At 61.3% G+C, this 14,587-nt stretch carries 13 protein-coding genes; 10 read left to right on the top strand and 3 right to left on the bottom strand.

Annotation, left to right across the window (positions count from 1 at the left end; all coding sequences use genetic code 11):
- Positions 1–36: 36 nt before the first annotated feature.
- Positions 37–909, bottom strand: coding sequence for a heme/hemin ABC transporter substrate-binding protein (locus tag AC1RMX_RS22355; protein WP_102621078.1), 873 nt, complete (start codon positions 907–909; stop codon positions 37–39).
- Positions 910–1,071: 162 nt separating this feature from the next.
- Here AC1RMX_RS22355 and AC1RMX_RS22350 point away from each other — a divergent pair, with 162 nt between their 5' ends.
- Positions 1,072–1,389, top strand: a complete 318-nt coding sequence (locus tag AC1RMX_RS22350) for a Rieske (2Fe-2S) protein (RefSeq protein WP_102621079.1) — start codon at positions 1,072–1,074, stop codon at positions 1,387–1,389.
- On the opposite strand, the gene sfsA is transcribed toward AC1RMX_RS22350, so the two are convergent.
- Both sfsA and AC1RMX_RS22340 read right to left on the bottom strand, forming a co-directional pair.
- Positions 1,386–2,099 carry a DNA/RNA nuclease SfsA gene (sfsA, locus tag AC1RMX_RS22345; RefSeq protein WP_096820911.1) on the bottom strand — a complete coding sequence of 238 codons (714 nt, stop codon included), beginning with the start codon at positions 2,097–2,099 and terminating at the stop codon, positions 1,386–1,388. The genes AC1RMX_RS22350 and sfsA overlap by 4 nt on opposite strands.
- Positions 2,099–3,271, bottom strand: coding sequence for a pyridoxal phosphate-dependent aminotransferase (locus AC1RMX_RS22340; protein ID WP_493073037.1), 1,173 nt, complete (start codon positions 3,269–3,271; stop codon positions 2,099–2,101). The genes sfsA and AC1RMX_RS22340 overlap by 1 nt, the downstream gene beginning before the upstream one ends.
- A gap of 333 nt (positions 3,272–3,604) precedes the next feature.
- On the opposite strand from AC1RMX_RS22340, the gene dksA reads away from it, so the two are divergent.
- The 9 genes from dksA to panC all read left to right on the top strand — a co-directional run bounded on the left by dksA (position 3,605) and on the right by panC (position 14,282).
- Positions 3,605–4,048 carry an RNA polymerase-binding protein DksA gene (dksA, locus tag AC1RMX_RS22335; RefSeq protein WP_085712147.1) on the top strand — a complete coding sequence of 148 codons (444 nt, stop codon included), beginning with the start codon at positions 3,605–3,607 and terminating at the stop codon, positions 4,046–4,048.
- Positions 4,049–4,131: 83 nt separating this feature from the next.
- A complete protein-coding gene (gluQRS, locus tag AC1RMX_RS22330) occupies positions 4,132–5,028 on the top strand; it encodes a tRNA glutamyl-Q(34) synthetase GluQRS (RefSeq protein WP_493073035.1) in 897 nt (298 codons plus the stop codon).
- Between the two features lie 77 nt (positions 5,029–5,105).
- Entirely contained in the window at positions 5,106–5,282 is a 177-nt protein-coding gene (locus AC1RMX_RS22325; RefSeq protein WP_003176118.1) for a hypothetical protein, read from the top strand.
- Positions 5,266–8,220, top strand: a complete 2,955-nt coding sequence (locus AC1RMX_RS22320) for a sensor histidine kinase (RefSeq protein ID WP_167748781.1) — start codon at positions 5,266–5,268, stop codon at positions 8,218–8,220. Before AC1RMX_RS22325 ends, AC1RMX_RS22320 begins: the two co-directional genes overlap by 17 nt.
- 22 nt (positions 8,221–8,242) lie before the next feature.
- The gene (locus AC1RMX_RS22315) at positions 8,243–9,679 is read left to right on the top strand and encodes a sigma-54-dependent transcriptional regulator (protein ID WP_096820907.1); all 1,437 of its coding nucleotides are present in this window, start codon (positions 8,243–8,245) and stop codon (positions 9,677–9,679) included.
- 735 nt (positions 9,680–10,414) lie between these two features.
- The gene (locus tag AC1RMX_RS22310) at positions 10,415–11,815 is read left to right on the top strand and encodes a polynucleotide adenylyltransferase PcnB (protein ID WP_493073033.1); all 1,401 of its coding nucleotides are present in this window, start codon (positions 10,415–10,417) and stop codon (positions 11,813–11,815) included.
- A gap of 3 nt (positions 11,816–11,818) precedes the next feature.
- The gene (gene folK, locus AC1RMX_RS22305; RefSeq protein ID WP_096820904.1) at positions 11,819–12,304 is read left to right on the top strand and encodes a 2-amino-4-hydroxy-6-hydroxymethyldihydropteridine diphosphokinase; all 486 of its coding nucleotides are present in this window, start codon (positions 11,819–11,821) and stop codon (positions 12,302–12,304) included.
- Positions 12,305–12,624: 320 nt separating this feature from the next.
- Positions 12,625–13,425, top strand: coding sequence for a 3-methyl-2-oxobutanoate hydroxymethyltransferase (gene panB, locus AC1RMX_RS22300; RefSeq protein WP_096820903.1), 801 nt, complete (start codon positions 12,625–12,627; stop codon positions 13,423–13,425).
- The gene (gene panC, locus AC1RMX_RS22295; protein ID WP_457380223.1) at positions 13,422–14,282 is read left to right on the top strand and encodes a pantoate--beta-alanine ligase; all 861 of its coding nucleotides are present in this window, start codon (positions 13,422–13,424) and stop codon (positions 14,280–14,282) included. Before panB ends, panC begins: the two co-directional genes overlap by 4 nt.
- Positions 14,283–14,587 lie beyond the last annotated feature (305 nt).

Below are 14,587 nucleotides of genomic sequence, written 5' to 3'. Positions count from 1 at the left end.
GGCCGATGAACAAGCCACGGGGTTTGACCAGCGTGGTCATTGGCCGCTCTGGGTCGGGTAGAAACCGTCTGACAGGGTTTTCAGCGCTCCCGGCAAACGCGGCCCGAGCCCGCCGACCAGCAGCGTCGGGTCCAGCTCCAGCACGCGTCCGGACTTGGCCGCACGGCTGGAATTGAGGATCGGGTTCTCCTTGAACAGCGCCGCTTTCGCCGCTTCGCCGGTCAGTGCGCGGTCAGCAAACACCAACACTTCGGGGTCGAGCCCGGCCAGGGACTCCACGGAAAACGGTTTGTAACCGGTGTGGGTGGCCAGGTTGTGCCCGCCCGCCTGTTGCAGCAGCCAATCGGCGGCGGTGTCCTTGCCGGCAATCAATGGTTTGCCGCCGGCATGCCCGAGCAGCAACAACACACCGGGAGCCTTGTGTTTTGACTGCACCGCAACCACTCGCGCCTTCTGTGCGTCGAGTTGCTGTTGATAACTTTGCAGCAGTTGCGTCGCCTGAGTCTCGGCGCCCAGCAACTGGCCCAGATGGGTGACGTTTTTTTCCAGCGTCGGCAGATCCGGCTGAGCGGAGAACAATTCCACCTGCACCTTGGCACCGCGAACCTGCGTGATCACCGGAGGCGGGCCCATTTCCTCGGTGCCGATCAGGATGTCCGGACGCAGGCTGAGGATGCCTTCCGCCGACAGACTGCGCTGGTAACCAATGCTCGGCAGCGACTTGAGGGATTCGGGATGCTGGCTGGTGGTGTCGACGCCCACCAGTTTCGCCTCGCCGCCCAAGGCACTCACCCACTCCGACAAGGCACCGCCGGCACTGACCCAACGTTGCGGCAATTGGGCCGCTGCAGCCTGGTGGCTGACAAAAAGTCCGACACACAGCACGGCAACGCGGGTACTCAGGCGCATAGACAGCTTCCTTGAAGGATTTTCCCGGGCATCGGGACGGCAGGCCAAGTATCCTCGGCAGCGGTCACCGCGCAGCGGGCGAAGGCGGCCATTTGATAATTGTTTGCATTTAAACGTCAAGCTCGGACATATCCGGACATGAGCTGACACTTGAGGATAGCCATGAAGTTTCTGTGCACGGGCGCCGATCTGGCCGAGGCCGCCAGCCGCGGTTTCGAGATCGACGGTAAAAAACTGTTCGCCGTACGCCGGGCCGGGCAGGCGTACGTCTACCTCAACCGTTGCCCGCACCGGGGCGTCGGGCTCGAATGGCAACCCGACCAGTTTCTCGACCCGAGCAACAGCCTGATCCAGTGCGCCACTCATGGCGCACTGTTTCTGATCGAGGACGGTGAATGCGTGGCGGGCCCCTGCGCCGGGCAATCGCTGACGGTCATCGATTGCCGTGAGGACGCACAAGGGCTGTGGGTCGACGTTTAACCGTCGAGCAATACGTCCAGCCGACGATCGATCAACATTTCCTCATGATTTAACCGCACACCATAAGCCAGCACCTCGACCCCGGACGCCACCGCCTCACGCAAGGCATCGGCGTAGGCCGAATCGATTTCCACGGCTGGGCGCACCGCCTCGATGCCGGTCAGGTTCACGCAGTACAACTGCACCGCCCGAATCCCGTCGCGCGCCAGATGCGCGAGCTCACGCAAATGCTTGGCGCCGCGCTCTGTCACCGCATCGGGAAAGGCCGCCACCGCCGTACCGTCGAACCCCAGCGTGACACTTTTCACTTCCACGTACGCCGGCCCGGTCGGGTATTCGAGGCGAAAGTCGATACGGCTTTTTTCCTGTCCGTAGGCCACTTCACGCTTCAGCGCGGTAAAACCGTTCAACTCGCTGATGACACCGGCCTGCAACGCTTCTTCGACCAGCGTGTTGGCGCGCCCGGTGTTCACACAGAACAACCGGCCCTGCGGGGTTTCGCCAATTTCCCAGGTGCCGGGCAGCTTGCGCTTGGGGTCATTGGAGCGGCTGAACCAGACCTGACCTCCCTCGACCTGACAATTGAGCATCGAACCGGTGTTCGGGCAGTGAATCGTCAGCAATTCGCCGCCAACGGTTTCGATGTCGGCGAGAAAGCGCTTGTAACGGCGGATCAACCGGCCTTCTTCAAGAGGAGGATGAAAGCGCATCAGCCTTGCCAGCTCTTCAAGCCACGGGCGATGCGCTCCACCGCTTCCTGTAGGCGAGGAAGGTTTTGCGTGTAGGCAAAGCGCACGTGATGACTGGCCTGATAGCGACCGAAATCCAGGCCCGGGGTGAACGCCACGTGCTCGGTTTCAAGGAAGTGACGGCAGAACGCGAAGGCATCACCGCCGAACTGGCTGATATCGGCATACAAGTAGAACGCGCCTTCCGGCTCCACGGCGATATTGAAGCCCAGCTCCCGCAGTGCGGGCAGCAGGAAATCGCGACGACGGCCGAATTCGGCGCGGCGCTCCTCGAGGATCGCAATGGTATCCGGCTCGAAACAGGCCAGCGCCGCATACTGGGCCATGCTCGGCGCACTGATGTAGAGGTTCTGCGCGAGTTTTTCCAGCTCACTGACCGCCGCATCCGGCGCCACCAGCCAGCCGAGGCGCCATCCGGTCATGCCGAAATATTTGGAGAAACTGTTGAGGACAAACGCACTGTCGTCGACTTCCAGCACGCTGGCGGCATCGGTGCCGTAAGTCAGGCCGTGGTAGATCTCGTCCACCACCAGATGCCCGTGCCGCGCCTTGATGGCTGTGGATAACCCCGAAAGCTCATCGCGGGTCAGAATCGTGCCGGTCGGGTTGGCCGGCGAGGCGACCAGTGCGCCGACACTGTCGTGATCCCAGTGGCGCTCCACCAGATCAGGCGTCAGTTGATAGCGTACATCCGGCCCGACAGGAACAAGCTGCGCCGCGCCTTCAACCAGGCGCAGAAAGTGCCGGTTGCACGGATAACCGGGATCGGCCAGCAACCAGTGCTTGCCCGGATCCACCAGCAACGCGCTGGCCAGCAGCAGCGCCCCGGAGCCACCCGGCGTGATCAGAATCCGTCGCGGATCGATATTCAGGCCATAGCGGGTCTGGTAGAAACCGGAAATCGCCTCACGCAACTCAGGAATGCCACGGGCGGCGGTGTAACGGGTTTTCCCCGCCGTCAACGCGGCCTGGCCGGCGCGGATGATCGGTTCGGCGGTCGTGAAGTCCGGTTCGCCGATTTCCAGGTGGATCACGTCGTGGCCGTCAGCCTGCAATTCATTGGCCCGCGCCAGCAATGCCATCACATGGAACGGTTCGATCGCACGACTGCGCGCACTGTAGGGCTGAGCCATTGGCCTTCCTTCAACGAGGGAAAAGAAACGATTCTACCCATCTGCCGGAACGAGCGAGAACCCGTAGCGGTCACAGCCTCAAGAACACTGGACTGTAACGACACAAGCGTACGCTCCAGGATTGACTAAAATGATTGATTGTCAGGTCTCCAGCACCACCAGACATGGCTTGGCAAACATTTGCAAGCACCACCGGCCGCGGGCTCGACATCCGGGAGTAGCGCGGGCCGAATTGATCTGGTAAGTTCGCCCGCTTGCAGCCGCAGGGCCGGCAGGTGTCGGTGATGGAGCAATCCTGCGCAATGGATTACAAGAGTAGAGGCGGTCCATTTCATGCCCACCCAAGCAAAGCAACAGCAGCAACAGGCGATCAGCGGTTTCGAACCTTACGTTCCGGCCGAAGGCGAAGAGTACATGGGCAAGCCCATGCGCGCGCACTTCACCAAGATCCTGACCAAGTGGAAACTGGACTTGATGCAGGAAGTCGACCGCACTGTTGATCACATGAAAGACGAAGCAGCCAACTTCCCTGATCCGGCCGACCGTGCCAGCCAGGAAGAAGAATTCGCCCTTGAGCTGCGTGCCCGCGACCGCGAGCGCAAGTTGATCAAGAAGATCGACAAGACGCTGCAACTGATCGAAGACGAAGAGTACGGCTGGTGTGATTCCTGCGGCATCGAGATCGGCGTCAAGCGCCTCGAAGCCCGCCCGACCGCCGACATGTGCGTCGACTGCAAGAACCTTGCGGAAATCAAGGAAAAGCAGGTCGGCAAGTAATCCCGACCTGAACGAGAAACGGAGCGTGCGAACGCTCCGTTTTTGTTTCTGCTGTTTTTTGACTCTCTAGTAGCATCGCTCTCATGACTGCCAACAACTCCCCCGCCTACATCGGCCGCTTTGCCCCGACGCCCAGTGGGCACCTGCACTTCGGTTCGCTGGTGGCTGCGCTTGCTTCTTATCTGGATGCCCGTTCGGTGAACGGCCGCTGGCTGGTGCGCATGGAAGATCTCGATCCGCCCCGAGAAGAGCCCGGAGCACAGGCGGCGATTCTCAAAGCGCTGGAAAGCTACGGTTTCGAATGGGACGGCGAAATGGTCCGCCAGAGCGACCGGCATGAAGCCTACGCCCAAGTGCTCGACAGCCTGTTCAATCACGGTCTGGCGTACGCCTGCACCTGCTCGCGCAAACAACTGGAGCCCTATCACGGCATTTATCCGGGACTGTGCCGCAATGCCGGCCATGGCCAGGAAGACGCCGCGATCCGCCTGCGCGTGCCCGAGCTGGAATATCACTTCATCGACCGGGTGCAGGGCGAATACCGTCAGCACCTGGGCCGTGACGTGGGTGATTTCGTGATCCGCCGCCGCGACGGCCTGTACGCCTATCAACTGGCGGTGGTGCTGGACGACGCCTGGCAGGGCATCACCGACATCGTGCGCGGCGCCGATCTGCTCGACTCGACGCCGCGCCAACTCTACCTGCAAGAACTGCTGGGCCTGCGCCAGCCGCGTTATCTGCACCTGCCGCTGATTACCCAGCCCGACGGCAACAAGCTCGGCAAGTCCTACCGCTCGCCACCGCTGGAAGCCGATCAGGCCACGCCACTGCTGCTGCGCGCCTTGCGCGCGCTGGGGCAAAATCCCGGCGCCGAACTGGCCCACGCCTCGCCGCAAGAACTGTTGAATTGGGGCAGCGCCCACTGGGATGCCTCGAAAATCCCGCGCACACTGACCCTGCCTGAAGCGCAACTGCTGTGACGACACTTGCAGTGGCGCGCCCATCCGTTACCATCGCCGCACGTTTTCGGGCACGCGCATAAAAAAGAGAGGCCGGGATGTACATCTATCGCTTGGTCCTGCTTCTGGTCGTGGGGATCTACCTGTTTTCTCCCGCCATCATGGATTGGTGGATCGACGCCACGGGCGCCTGGTATCGCCCTTATCTGCTCTGGCTGATCCTGATCGTCGTGACCTTCATCCTTCAGAGCCAAAAAGATGCCGATGAGCTTTAGCCTGACCCAGATGCTGCTGATCAGCGCCGCCTACCTGGCCGCGCTGTTCGGAGTGGCCTGGATCAGTGAACGGGGCATGATCCCGCGGGCGATCATTCGCCATCCGCTGACCTACACCCTGTCGCTGGGGGTCTACGCCAGTGCGTGGGCGTTCTACGGTACGGTCGGTCTGGCTTATCAGTACGGCTACGGCTTTCTGTCCAGTTATCTCGGGGTGTCCGGCGCGTTTCTGCTGGCGCCGGTGCTGCTGTATCCGATCCTGAAGATCACCCGCACCTATCAACTGTCGTCGCTGGCGGACTTGTTCGCCTTCCGTTTCCGCAGCACCTGGGCTGGTGCGCTGACCACGATTTTCATGCTGATCGGTGTATTGCCGTTGCTGGCGTTGCAGATCCAGGCCGTGGCCGACTCCATCGGCATTCTTACCGGTGAACCGGTGCAGAATCGCGTGGCCCTGGCGTTTTGTGCGCTGATCATTCTGTTCACGATCTTCTTCGGCTCGCGCCATATCGCCACCCGTGAAAAGCACGAAGGGCTGGTGTTTGCGATCGCCTTCGAGTCGGTGATCAAACTGGCCGCTCTCGGCGGCGTCGGCCTCTATGCCTTGTACGGTGTATTCGACGGTCCGCAACAACTTGAACTGTGGCTGCTGCAGAACCAGACCGCCCTCGCCGCCCTGCACACCCCTTTGCAGGAAGGCCCGTGGCGCACGTTGCTGCTGGTGTTTTTCGCCTCGGCGATCGTGATGCCGCACATGTATCACATGACCTTTACCGAGAACCTCAACCCGCGTTCGCTGGTGAGTGCGAGCTGGGGCCTGCCGCTGTTCCTGCTGCTGATGAGTCTGGCCGTGCCGCTGATTCTCTGGGCCGGCCTGAAACTCGGCGCCACCACCAATCCGGAATACTTCACCCTCGGCATCGGCATTGCTGCCAACAGCAAGGCGCTGGCGCTGCTGGCGTACGTCGGCGGTCTGTCGGCGGCCAGCGGCCTGATCATCGTCACCACGCTGGCGCTTTCTGGCATGGCCCTGAACCATCTGGTGCTGCCGCTCTACCAGCCTCCGGCTGAAGGCAACATCTACCGCTGGCTGAAATGGACCCGCCGGGCGCTGATCGTCGCGATCATCATGGCCGGTTTCTGCTTCTACCTGATGCTCGGTGCCGAACAGGATCTGGCCAACCTCGGCATCGTCGCGTTCGTGGCCACCCTGCAATTCCTGCCGGGCGTGTTGTCGGTGCTGTACTGGCCGACCGCTAACCGCCGCGGTTTCATCGCCGGTCTGCTGGCGGGGATTCTGGTGTGGGTGGTGACCATGCTGCTGCCGCTGGTCGGCAATCTGCAGGGTTTCTATATCCCGCTGCTGAACATGATCTACGTGCTGGACGACACCAGCTGGCACATGGCGGCCATCGCCTCGCTGGCGGCCAACGTCTTGATGTTCACTTTGATTTCGCTGTTCACCAATGCCAGCCCGGAAGAGGCCAGCGCCGCCGAAGCCTGCGCGGTGGACAACGTGCGTCGCCCGCAACGCCGGGAGCTGCACGCCGCCTCGCCGCAGGAATTCGCCACGCAACTGGCCAAACCATTGGGCGCCAAAGCGGCGCAAAAGGAAGTCGAACAGGCCCTGCGCGACCTTTATCTGCCTTTCGACGAGCGCCGCCCTTATGCCTTGCGCCGCTTGCGTGACCGGATCGAAGCCAACCTCTCCGGCCTGATGGGCCCGAGCGTCGCCCAGGACATGGTGGAAACCTTCCTGCCGTACAAGGCGGGCGGTGAAAACTACGTCACCGAAGACATTCACTTCATTGAAAGTCGCCTTGAGGACTACCACTCGCGCCTCACCGGTCTGGCCGCCGAGCTCGACGCCCTGCGCCGCTACCACCGCCAGACCCTGCAGGAACTGCCGATGGGCGTCTGCTCGCTGGCCAAGGATCAGGAGATCCTGATGTGGAACAAGGCCATGGAAGAGCTGACCGGGATTGCAGCGCAACGGGTTGTCGGCTCGCGCTTGAGCACCATCGCCAACCCGTGGAAAGAATTGCTGCAAGGCTTCATCAACCTGCCCGACGAGCACCTGCACAAACAGCACCTGGCCCTCGACGGCCAGACCCGCTGGCTGAACCTGCACAAAGCGGCCATCGACGAGCCTCTCGCGCCGGGCAACAGCGGCCTTGTGTTGCTGGTGGAAGACCTGACCGAAACCCAGATGCTCGAAGATAAACTGGTGCACTCCGAACGGCTGGCCAGCATCGGTCGTCTCGCGGCTGGCGTGGCCCATGAAATCGGCAACCCGATCACCGGCATTGCCTGCCTTGCGCAAAACCTTCGGGAAGAACGCGAAGAAGACGGCGAACTGACGGAAATCAGCGGCCAGATCCTCGAGCAGACCAAACGCGTGTCGCGCATCGTGCAGTCGCTGATGAGCTTCGCCCACGCCGGCAGCCATCAGCACAGCGACGAGCCCGTCTGTCTGGCGGAAGTGGCTCAGGACGCCATCGGTCTGCTGGCCCTGAACCGACGCAACTTCGAAGTCCAGTTCTACAACCTGTGCGACCCCGATCACTGGGTCGAAGGCGACCCGCAGCGGCTCGCCCAGGTTCTGATCAATCTGCTCTCCAACGCCCGTGACGCCTCGCCTGCCGGCAGTGCGGTGCGGGTCAAGAGCGAAGCCGGCGAACACACGGTCGATCTGATCGTTGAGGACGAAGGCAGCGGTATTCCATCGAGCATCATGGATCGATTGTTCGAACCCTTCTTCACCACCAAGGATCCTGGCGAAGGCACCGGTCTGGGCCTTGCACTGGTCTATTCCATCGTTGAAGAGCATTATGGACAAATCACCATCGACAGCCCGGCTGATGTTCAGAGCCAGCGCGGCACCCGTATCCGGGTGACATTGCCGCGTCATGTCGAAGCGACGTCCGCTGTGAACTGAGACCGTCGAGAGTATCGAATCAATGCCGCACATTTTGATCGTCGAAGACGAAACCATTATCCGCTCCGCCTTGCGCCGCCTGCTGGAACGCAACCAGTACCAGGTCAGCGAAGCCGGTTCAGTGCAGGAAGCACAAGAACGCTTCAGTATTCCCACTTTCGATCTGATCGTCAGCGACCTGCGTCTGCCGGGTGCTCCGGGCACCGAGCTGATCAAGCTCGGCCAGGGCACGCCGGTGCTGATCATGACCAGCTACGCCAGCCTGCGCTCGGCGGTCGACTCGATGAAGATGGGCGCGGTGGACTACATCGCCAAGCCTTTCGACCACGACGAGATGCTTCAAGCTGTCGCGCGGATCCTGCGTGATCGCCAGTCGGCGCCGGCTGCCGGCGAAGTTGTTACCGGCAAAACTGCCAACGGTAACGGCAAATCCGCCGTCGACAACAGCAACGGCGAGATCGGCATCATCGGCTCCTGCCCTCCGATGCAGGACCTTTACGGCAAGATCCGCAAAGTCGCCCCGACCGATTCCAATGTATTGATCCAGGGCGAGTCCGGCACCGGTAAAGAGCTGGTGGCCCGCGCCCTGCACAATCTGTCGAAACGCGCCAAGGCGCCGATGATCTCGGTGAACTGCGCCGCCATTCCGGAAAGCCTGATCGAGTCCGAACTGTTCGGTCACGAGAAAGGCGCGTTCACCGGTGCCAGCGCCGGTCGCGCCGGCCTGGTGGAAGCGGCGGACGGCGGCACGCTGTTCCTCGACGAGATCGGCGAATTGCCACTGGAAGCACAGGCCCGCCTGCTGCGCGTATTGCAGGAAGGCGAAATTCGCCGGGTTGGCTCGGTCCAGTCGCAGAAGGTCGATGTCCGACTGATCGCCGCAACCCACCGCGACCTCAAGAGCCTGGCGAAAATTGGCCAGTTCCGTGAGGACTTGTACTACCGCCTCCACGTGATCGCGTTGAAACTGCCGGCCCTGCGCGAGCGTGGCGCCGACGTCAACGAAATCGCCAATGCGTTCCTCGCTCGCCAAAGTGCGCGCATCAACCGCACCGACCTGAAATTTGCCGCCGATGCCGAACAGGCGATCCGGCACTATTCCTGGCCGGGCAACGTGCGGGAGCTGGAAAACGCCGTCGAGCGCGCCGTGATTCTGAGCGAAAGCCCGGAAATCTCTGCCGACCTGCTGGGCATCGACATCGAGCTGGGTGACCTGGAGGACGATGAGTTCATCGGTCTGCCGGCGCAACCGGCCGGTAACGCCAGCAACAGCAGCCACGAGCCGACCGAAGATCTGTCGCTGGAAGATTACTTCCAGCATTTCGTGCTCGAGCATCAGGACCACATGACCGAGACCGAACTGGCGCGCAAACTGGGCGTCAGCCGCAAATGCCTGTGGGAGCGCCGTCAGCGTCTGGGCATTCCACGGCGCAAGACCGGGGTCGCCAGCGAGAGCTGAACGTTACCTGTCGAGTGTGCGGGTAACGGTTGAGGATGTGAAAAAACTGTTACCTCAGTCTTTTCACGTAACAGAAGCCGGGGTTATCGGTAACGAAACCCCGGCTTTTTTTCGCCCTGCAAAAACGGTTATATCGACCTAACCCCTTGTTTTATTGGGGTTCGCAAAAGTTGGCACGGCACCTGCTATATGATTTGGTACAAGAACAATAACAAGCAATGCACAAGACAATAAAAATAAGACGAATCGACTCACGCACAATAAAAACAAGACGGCGAGAGGCGCAGCTAACTGATTCTTTTGGAGAGGCGTTGTATTTGGGGCTTGCCCCACGACCAGGCCGAGAACAACAAAAACTGTCTTAAGACAGAGCCTGTACTGGTTGGATCGAGAGATCACTGCAATTCAGCGACCAAAGCAATCCGTTTGCTCTTGGCTCCCGATTGGGAGGGTCATGAAGGAAAAGCTTCATGGCGAGGGCACTCAACAAAAACAAGAAGCCCGAATCAATAATAAAAAGAGCACGCAACTACTTCTTGGGGAGCTTCGGCTCCCCTTGTAGTTTCTCCCCCGCAGCAAAATCCCCCTCACTCATCCTTTTCGACGCCTTTAGCCTGCGGCTTGCAGCGCAAAATGCCTGCGTCCTACACCATCACTCGACTAAATGCTAGAATCCCGGCCCATCATGCGGTCATTCTTTGGTCTGGCCGAACATTCCTTCAAACAGTGCATCCCATGCTGAAGAAGTTGTTCCAGTCATTCCGAACTCCCGTTCGTCGTACTCAACACATCCGTAGCACGCCTGAAGTCCTCAACAGCGGCCAACATTCGCTGCAAAAGGGCCAATTCAGCCGTTACGCGGTCAATATCGTCGAACGTCTGCAAGGCGCCGGTTACCAGGCTTATCTGGTCGGCGGTTGCGTGCGCGACATGCTGCTGGGCATCACGCCCAAAGACTTTGACGTCGCCACCAGCGCCACTCCCGAGCAGGTCCGCGCCGAATTCCGCAATGCGCGGATCATCGGCCGCCGCTTCAAGCTGGTGCACATCCATTTCGGTCGCGAAATCATCGAGGTCGCGACCTTCCGCGCCAATCACCCGCAAAACGAAGATGACGAAGACAGCAACCAGTCTTCGCGCAACGAGAGCGGGCGCATTCTGCGCGACAACGTCTACGGCACGCTGGAAGAAGACGCGCAACGCCGCGACTTCACCATCAACGCCCTGTATTACGATCCGGTCAGCGAGCGCATTCTCGATTACGCCAACGGCGTGCACGACATCCGCAATCATCTGATCCGCCTGATCGGCGACCCGAAGCAGCGTTACCAGGAAGACCCGGTGCGGATGCTGCGAGCCGTGCGTTTCGCCGCCAAGCTCAACTTTGGCATCGAAAAGCACACCGTCCAGCCGATCCGCGAGCTGGCACCGATGCTGCGCGAAATTCCGTCGGCCCGGCTGTTCGAGGAAGTGCTCAAGCTGTTCCTCTCCGGACATGGCGCCATCACCTTCGAAATGCTGGTCGACCTGCAACTGTTCGCGCCGTTGTTCCCGGCCAGTGCCGATGCGCTGGAATACAACCCGGAATACACCCACACGCTGATCAGCGAAGCGCTGACCAACACCGATCTGCGGATCAAGCAGAACAAACCGGTGACCCCGGCGTTCCTGTTTGCCGCATTGCTGTGGCCTGCCCTGCCGGCCCGCGTGTTGCGTCTGCAAGAGCGTGGCATGCCGCCGATTCCGGCGATGCAGGAAGCCGCCCACGAGCTGATCGCCGAACAGTGCCAGCGCATTGCGATTCCAAAACGCTTCACCATGCCGATCCGCGAGATCTGGGACATGCAGGAACGCCTGCCGCGCCGCAGCGGCAAACGCGCCGATCTGTTGCTGGACAATCCGCGCTTCCGCGCCGGCTACGACTTCCTGCTGCTGCGTGAAAGCGCCGGCGAGCAGACCGATGGCCTGGGCGAATGGTGGACCGATTATCAGGACGCCAATGACAGCGAGCGCCGCGACATGATCCGCGACCTCAGCGGCAAGGAAGACGGCGCCAGCGGTGCTCCGCGCAAGCGTCGCCGCAGCAGCGGTTCCAAGCGCAAGCGCGCAGGCGCACCGAGCGCCACGGGCGAATAAGGCATGGAACGCATCTACATCGGCATGGGCAGCAATCTGGCTGACCCCGCCGAACAACTGCGCAGCGCGGTCGATGCGCTGGGGCAATTGCCAGACAGCGCGCTGGTCGGCGTCTCGGCCTTTTACCAGAGCGATTCGTTGCTGCCGGGCCAACCGCGTTACACCAACGCGGTCGCGGCGCTCGACAGCACACTCGCCCCACTGGAACTGCTCGATGCCCTGCAAGCCATCGAAAACGGTCAGGGCCGCGAACGCCTGGAGCGCTGGGGCCCGCGCACGCTGGACCTGGACATCCTGTTGTTCGGTGACCGACTGATCGACGAGCCGCGCCTCAAAGTCCCGCATTACCACATGCAGGAACGCGCCTTCGTTCTGTATCCCCTGGCCGAACTGGCCCCCGAAGATCTGCACCTGGCTGATGGCCGCACCCTTGCCGATCTTCTGAAAGCCTGCCCGTTCGTCGGCCTCGAACGGCTCTCCCACGCCTGACCCAAACCGCCGATGCGGGAGCAAACTGGCTCCCGCATTTTGCGTTCTTGTAGGACAAAAACTCCGCAGATCAGGCCCGCCGGCCCGCTGAATCGCATCAGTAACGCCGGTAACACTCCCGTCGTAACAATGCGGTAACACATGCAATTGACTTCCTGAGGCCTCATCACGACTATAGGCGTCCCGCTGCCGCCAACCCGGCATACAAGGGCGCAATCCAGGCCTTATAAGCACGACAAAAGAACGTGCGCCTGAGTAGATGACGAATCACGCGCGTTACTCGCAGTAGTTTCCAAAGCGCCTGAACGAGGATTTCTTACATGCCAGCCATCACCCTGACCACGCTCCAGAGCCTCAAGCAGAAAGGTGAAAAGATCACCATGCTGACCTGCTATGACGCGACCTTCGCCCACGCCTGCAACGAGGCCGGTGTCGAAGTGCTGCTGGTGGGCGACTCCCTCGGCATGGTCCTGCAAGGTCACGACAGCACCCTGCCGGTGACCATTGCGGAAATGGCCTACCACACCGCCAGCGTCAAGCGCGGCAACACCGACGCCCTGATCCTGGCCGACCTGCCTTTCATGGCCAACGCCACCCTTGAACAAACCATGACCAACAGCGCCATGCTGATGCAGGCCGGCGCACACATGGTCAAGGTCGAAGGCGCGCTGTGGCTGGCGGAGTCGATCCGCCTGCTGGCCGAACGCGGCGTTCCGGTCTGCGCCCACATGGGCCTGACCCCGCAAGCCGTGAACATTCTCGGCGGCTATAAAGTGCAGGGTCGCAACGAAAACCAGGCACGCCAGATGCGCGCCGACGCGATTTCCCTGGAGCAGGCCGGCGCGGCCATGTTGCTGCTGGAATGCGTGCCGAGCGAACTGGCTGCCGAAATCACCAGCGCAGTAAAAATCCCGGTGATCGGCATCGGCGCCGGCGCCGACACCGACGGTCAGGTCCTGGTGCTGCACGACATGCTCGGCCTGTCGATCAGCGGCCGCGTACCGAAATTCGTCAAGAACTTCATGCAGGGTCAGGACAGCATCCAGTCCGCATTGAAGGCTTACGTCAGCGAAGTCAAAGCCGCCACTTTCCCTGGGATCGAACACGGATTCTCTGCATGAACACCGTTAAAACCGTACGTGAACTGCGCGCTGCCGTGGCGCGCGCCCGCAGCGAAGGCAAGCGCATCGGCTTCGTGCCGACCATGGGCAACCTGCACAGCGGCCACATCGCACTGATCACCAAGGCCAGGCAGCGAGTGGACTTCGTGGTCGCGAGCATTTTCGTCAACCCGCTGCAGTTCGGCGCCGGCGAAGACCTCGACAAATACCCGCGCACCCTGGCGGCGGATCAGGAAAAGCTGCTGGAAGCCGGCTGCTCCCTGCTGTTCGCCCCGACCGTCGAAGAGATGTACCCCGACGGCATGGCCGGCCAGACTCGGGTCAGCGTGCCGCACTTGTCCGAAGGCCTGTGCGGTGCCAGCCGTCCGGGGCACTTCGAAGGCGTGGCGACCGTGGTCAGCAAACTGTTCAACATGGTTCAGCCGGATCTGGCGATCTTCGGTCAGAAGGACTACCAGCAACTGGCGGTGATCCGTGCGCTGGTGCATGACCTGAACATGCCGATCCAGATCATTGGCGAGCCGACCGTGCGTGCCGCCGACGGCCTGGCGCTGTCGTCGCGCAACGGTTTCCTCAGCGAGGAACAACGTGCCGTGGCGCCCGTGGTCTATCGCGCCCTGAGCAGCATCGCCGAGTCGATCAAGCAGGGCGAGCGCGACTTCCCGGCCCTGATCCAGGCACAGCGGCAACAGCTGGAAGCCGCCGGCCTGCGTCCGGACTACCTGGAAATCCGCCACGCCCTGACCCTGCGTCCGGCGACGGCGGAAGATCGTGACCTGGTGATTCTGGTGGCTGCGTTCCTCGGCACCACCCGGTTGATCGACAACCTGCACCTGAATCTCGATACCCCCGCCTGAGCACCGCAATATCAGAATGTGAGAGTGAGCCTGCTCGCTCTCACATTCGTGTCACCTCCTCTTCCAAACCGTATTGCTGACCACCAGACCATCGGGCAAACTGCCCGCCGATCCACTGCGCGCGAAAAGCAGGGACTTGCTCGTATTACCCGCCGTCTGTCGGCGTCTGCTGTTATCGATGTTAAAAAAGTACAGGTAACAGGTCAGAAGAAGCCAAGACAGATCGCAGCGCTAGGTTTACTGTATTCGCCCTGCGCCCGTGTAATCGTGTCGACGCAGTTGCCCCCTCGCCCAAACATGGCGGG

This window comes from Pseudomonas sp. GW822-FHT03F04, from assembly GCF_058801405.1.
Note: the sequence above shows the minus strand (reverse complement) of the source record. Positions and strands in the feature narration are given on the sequence as shown.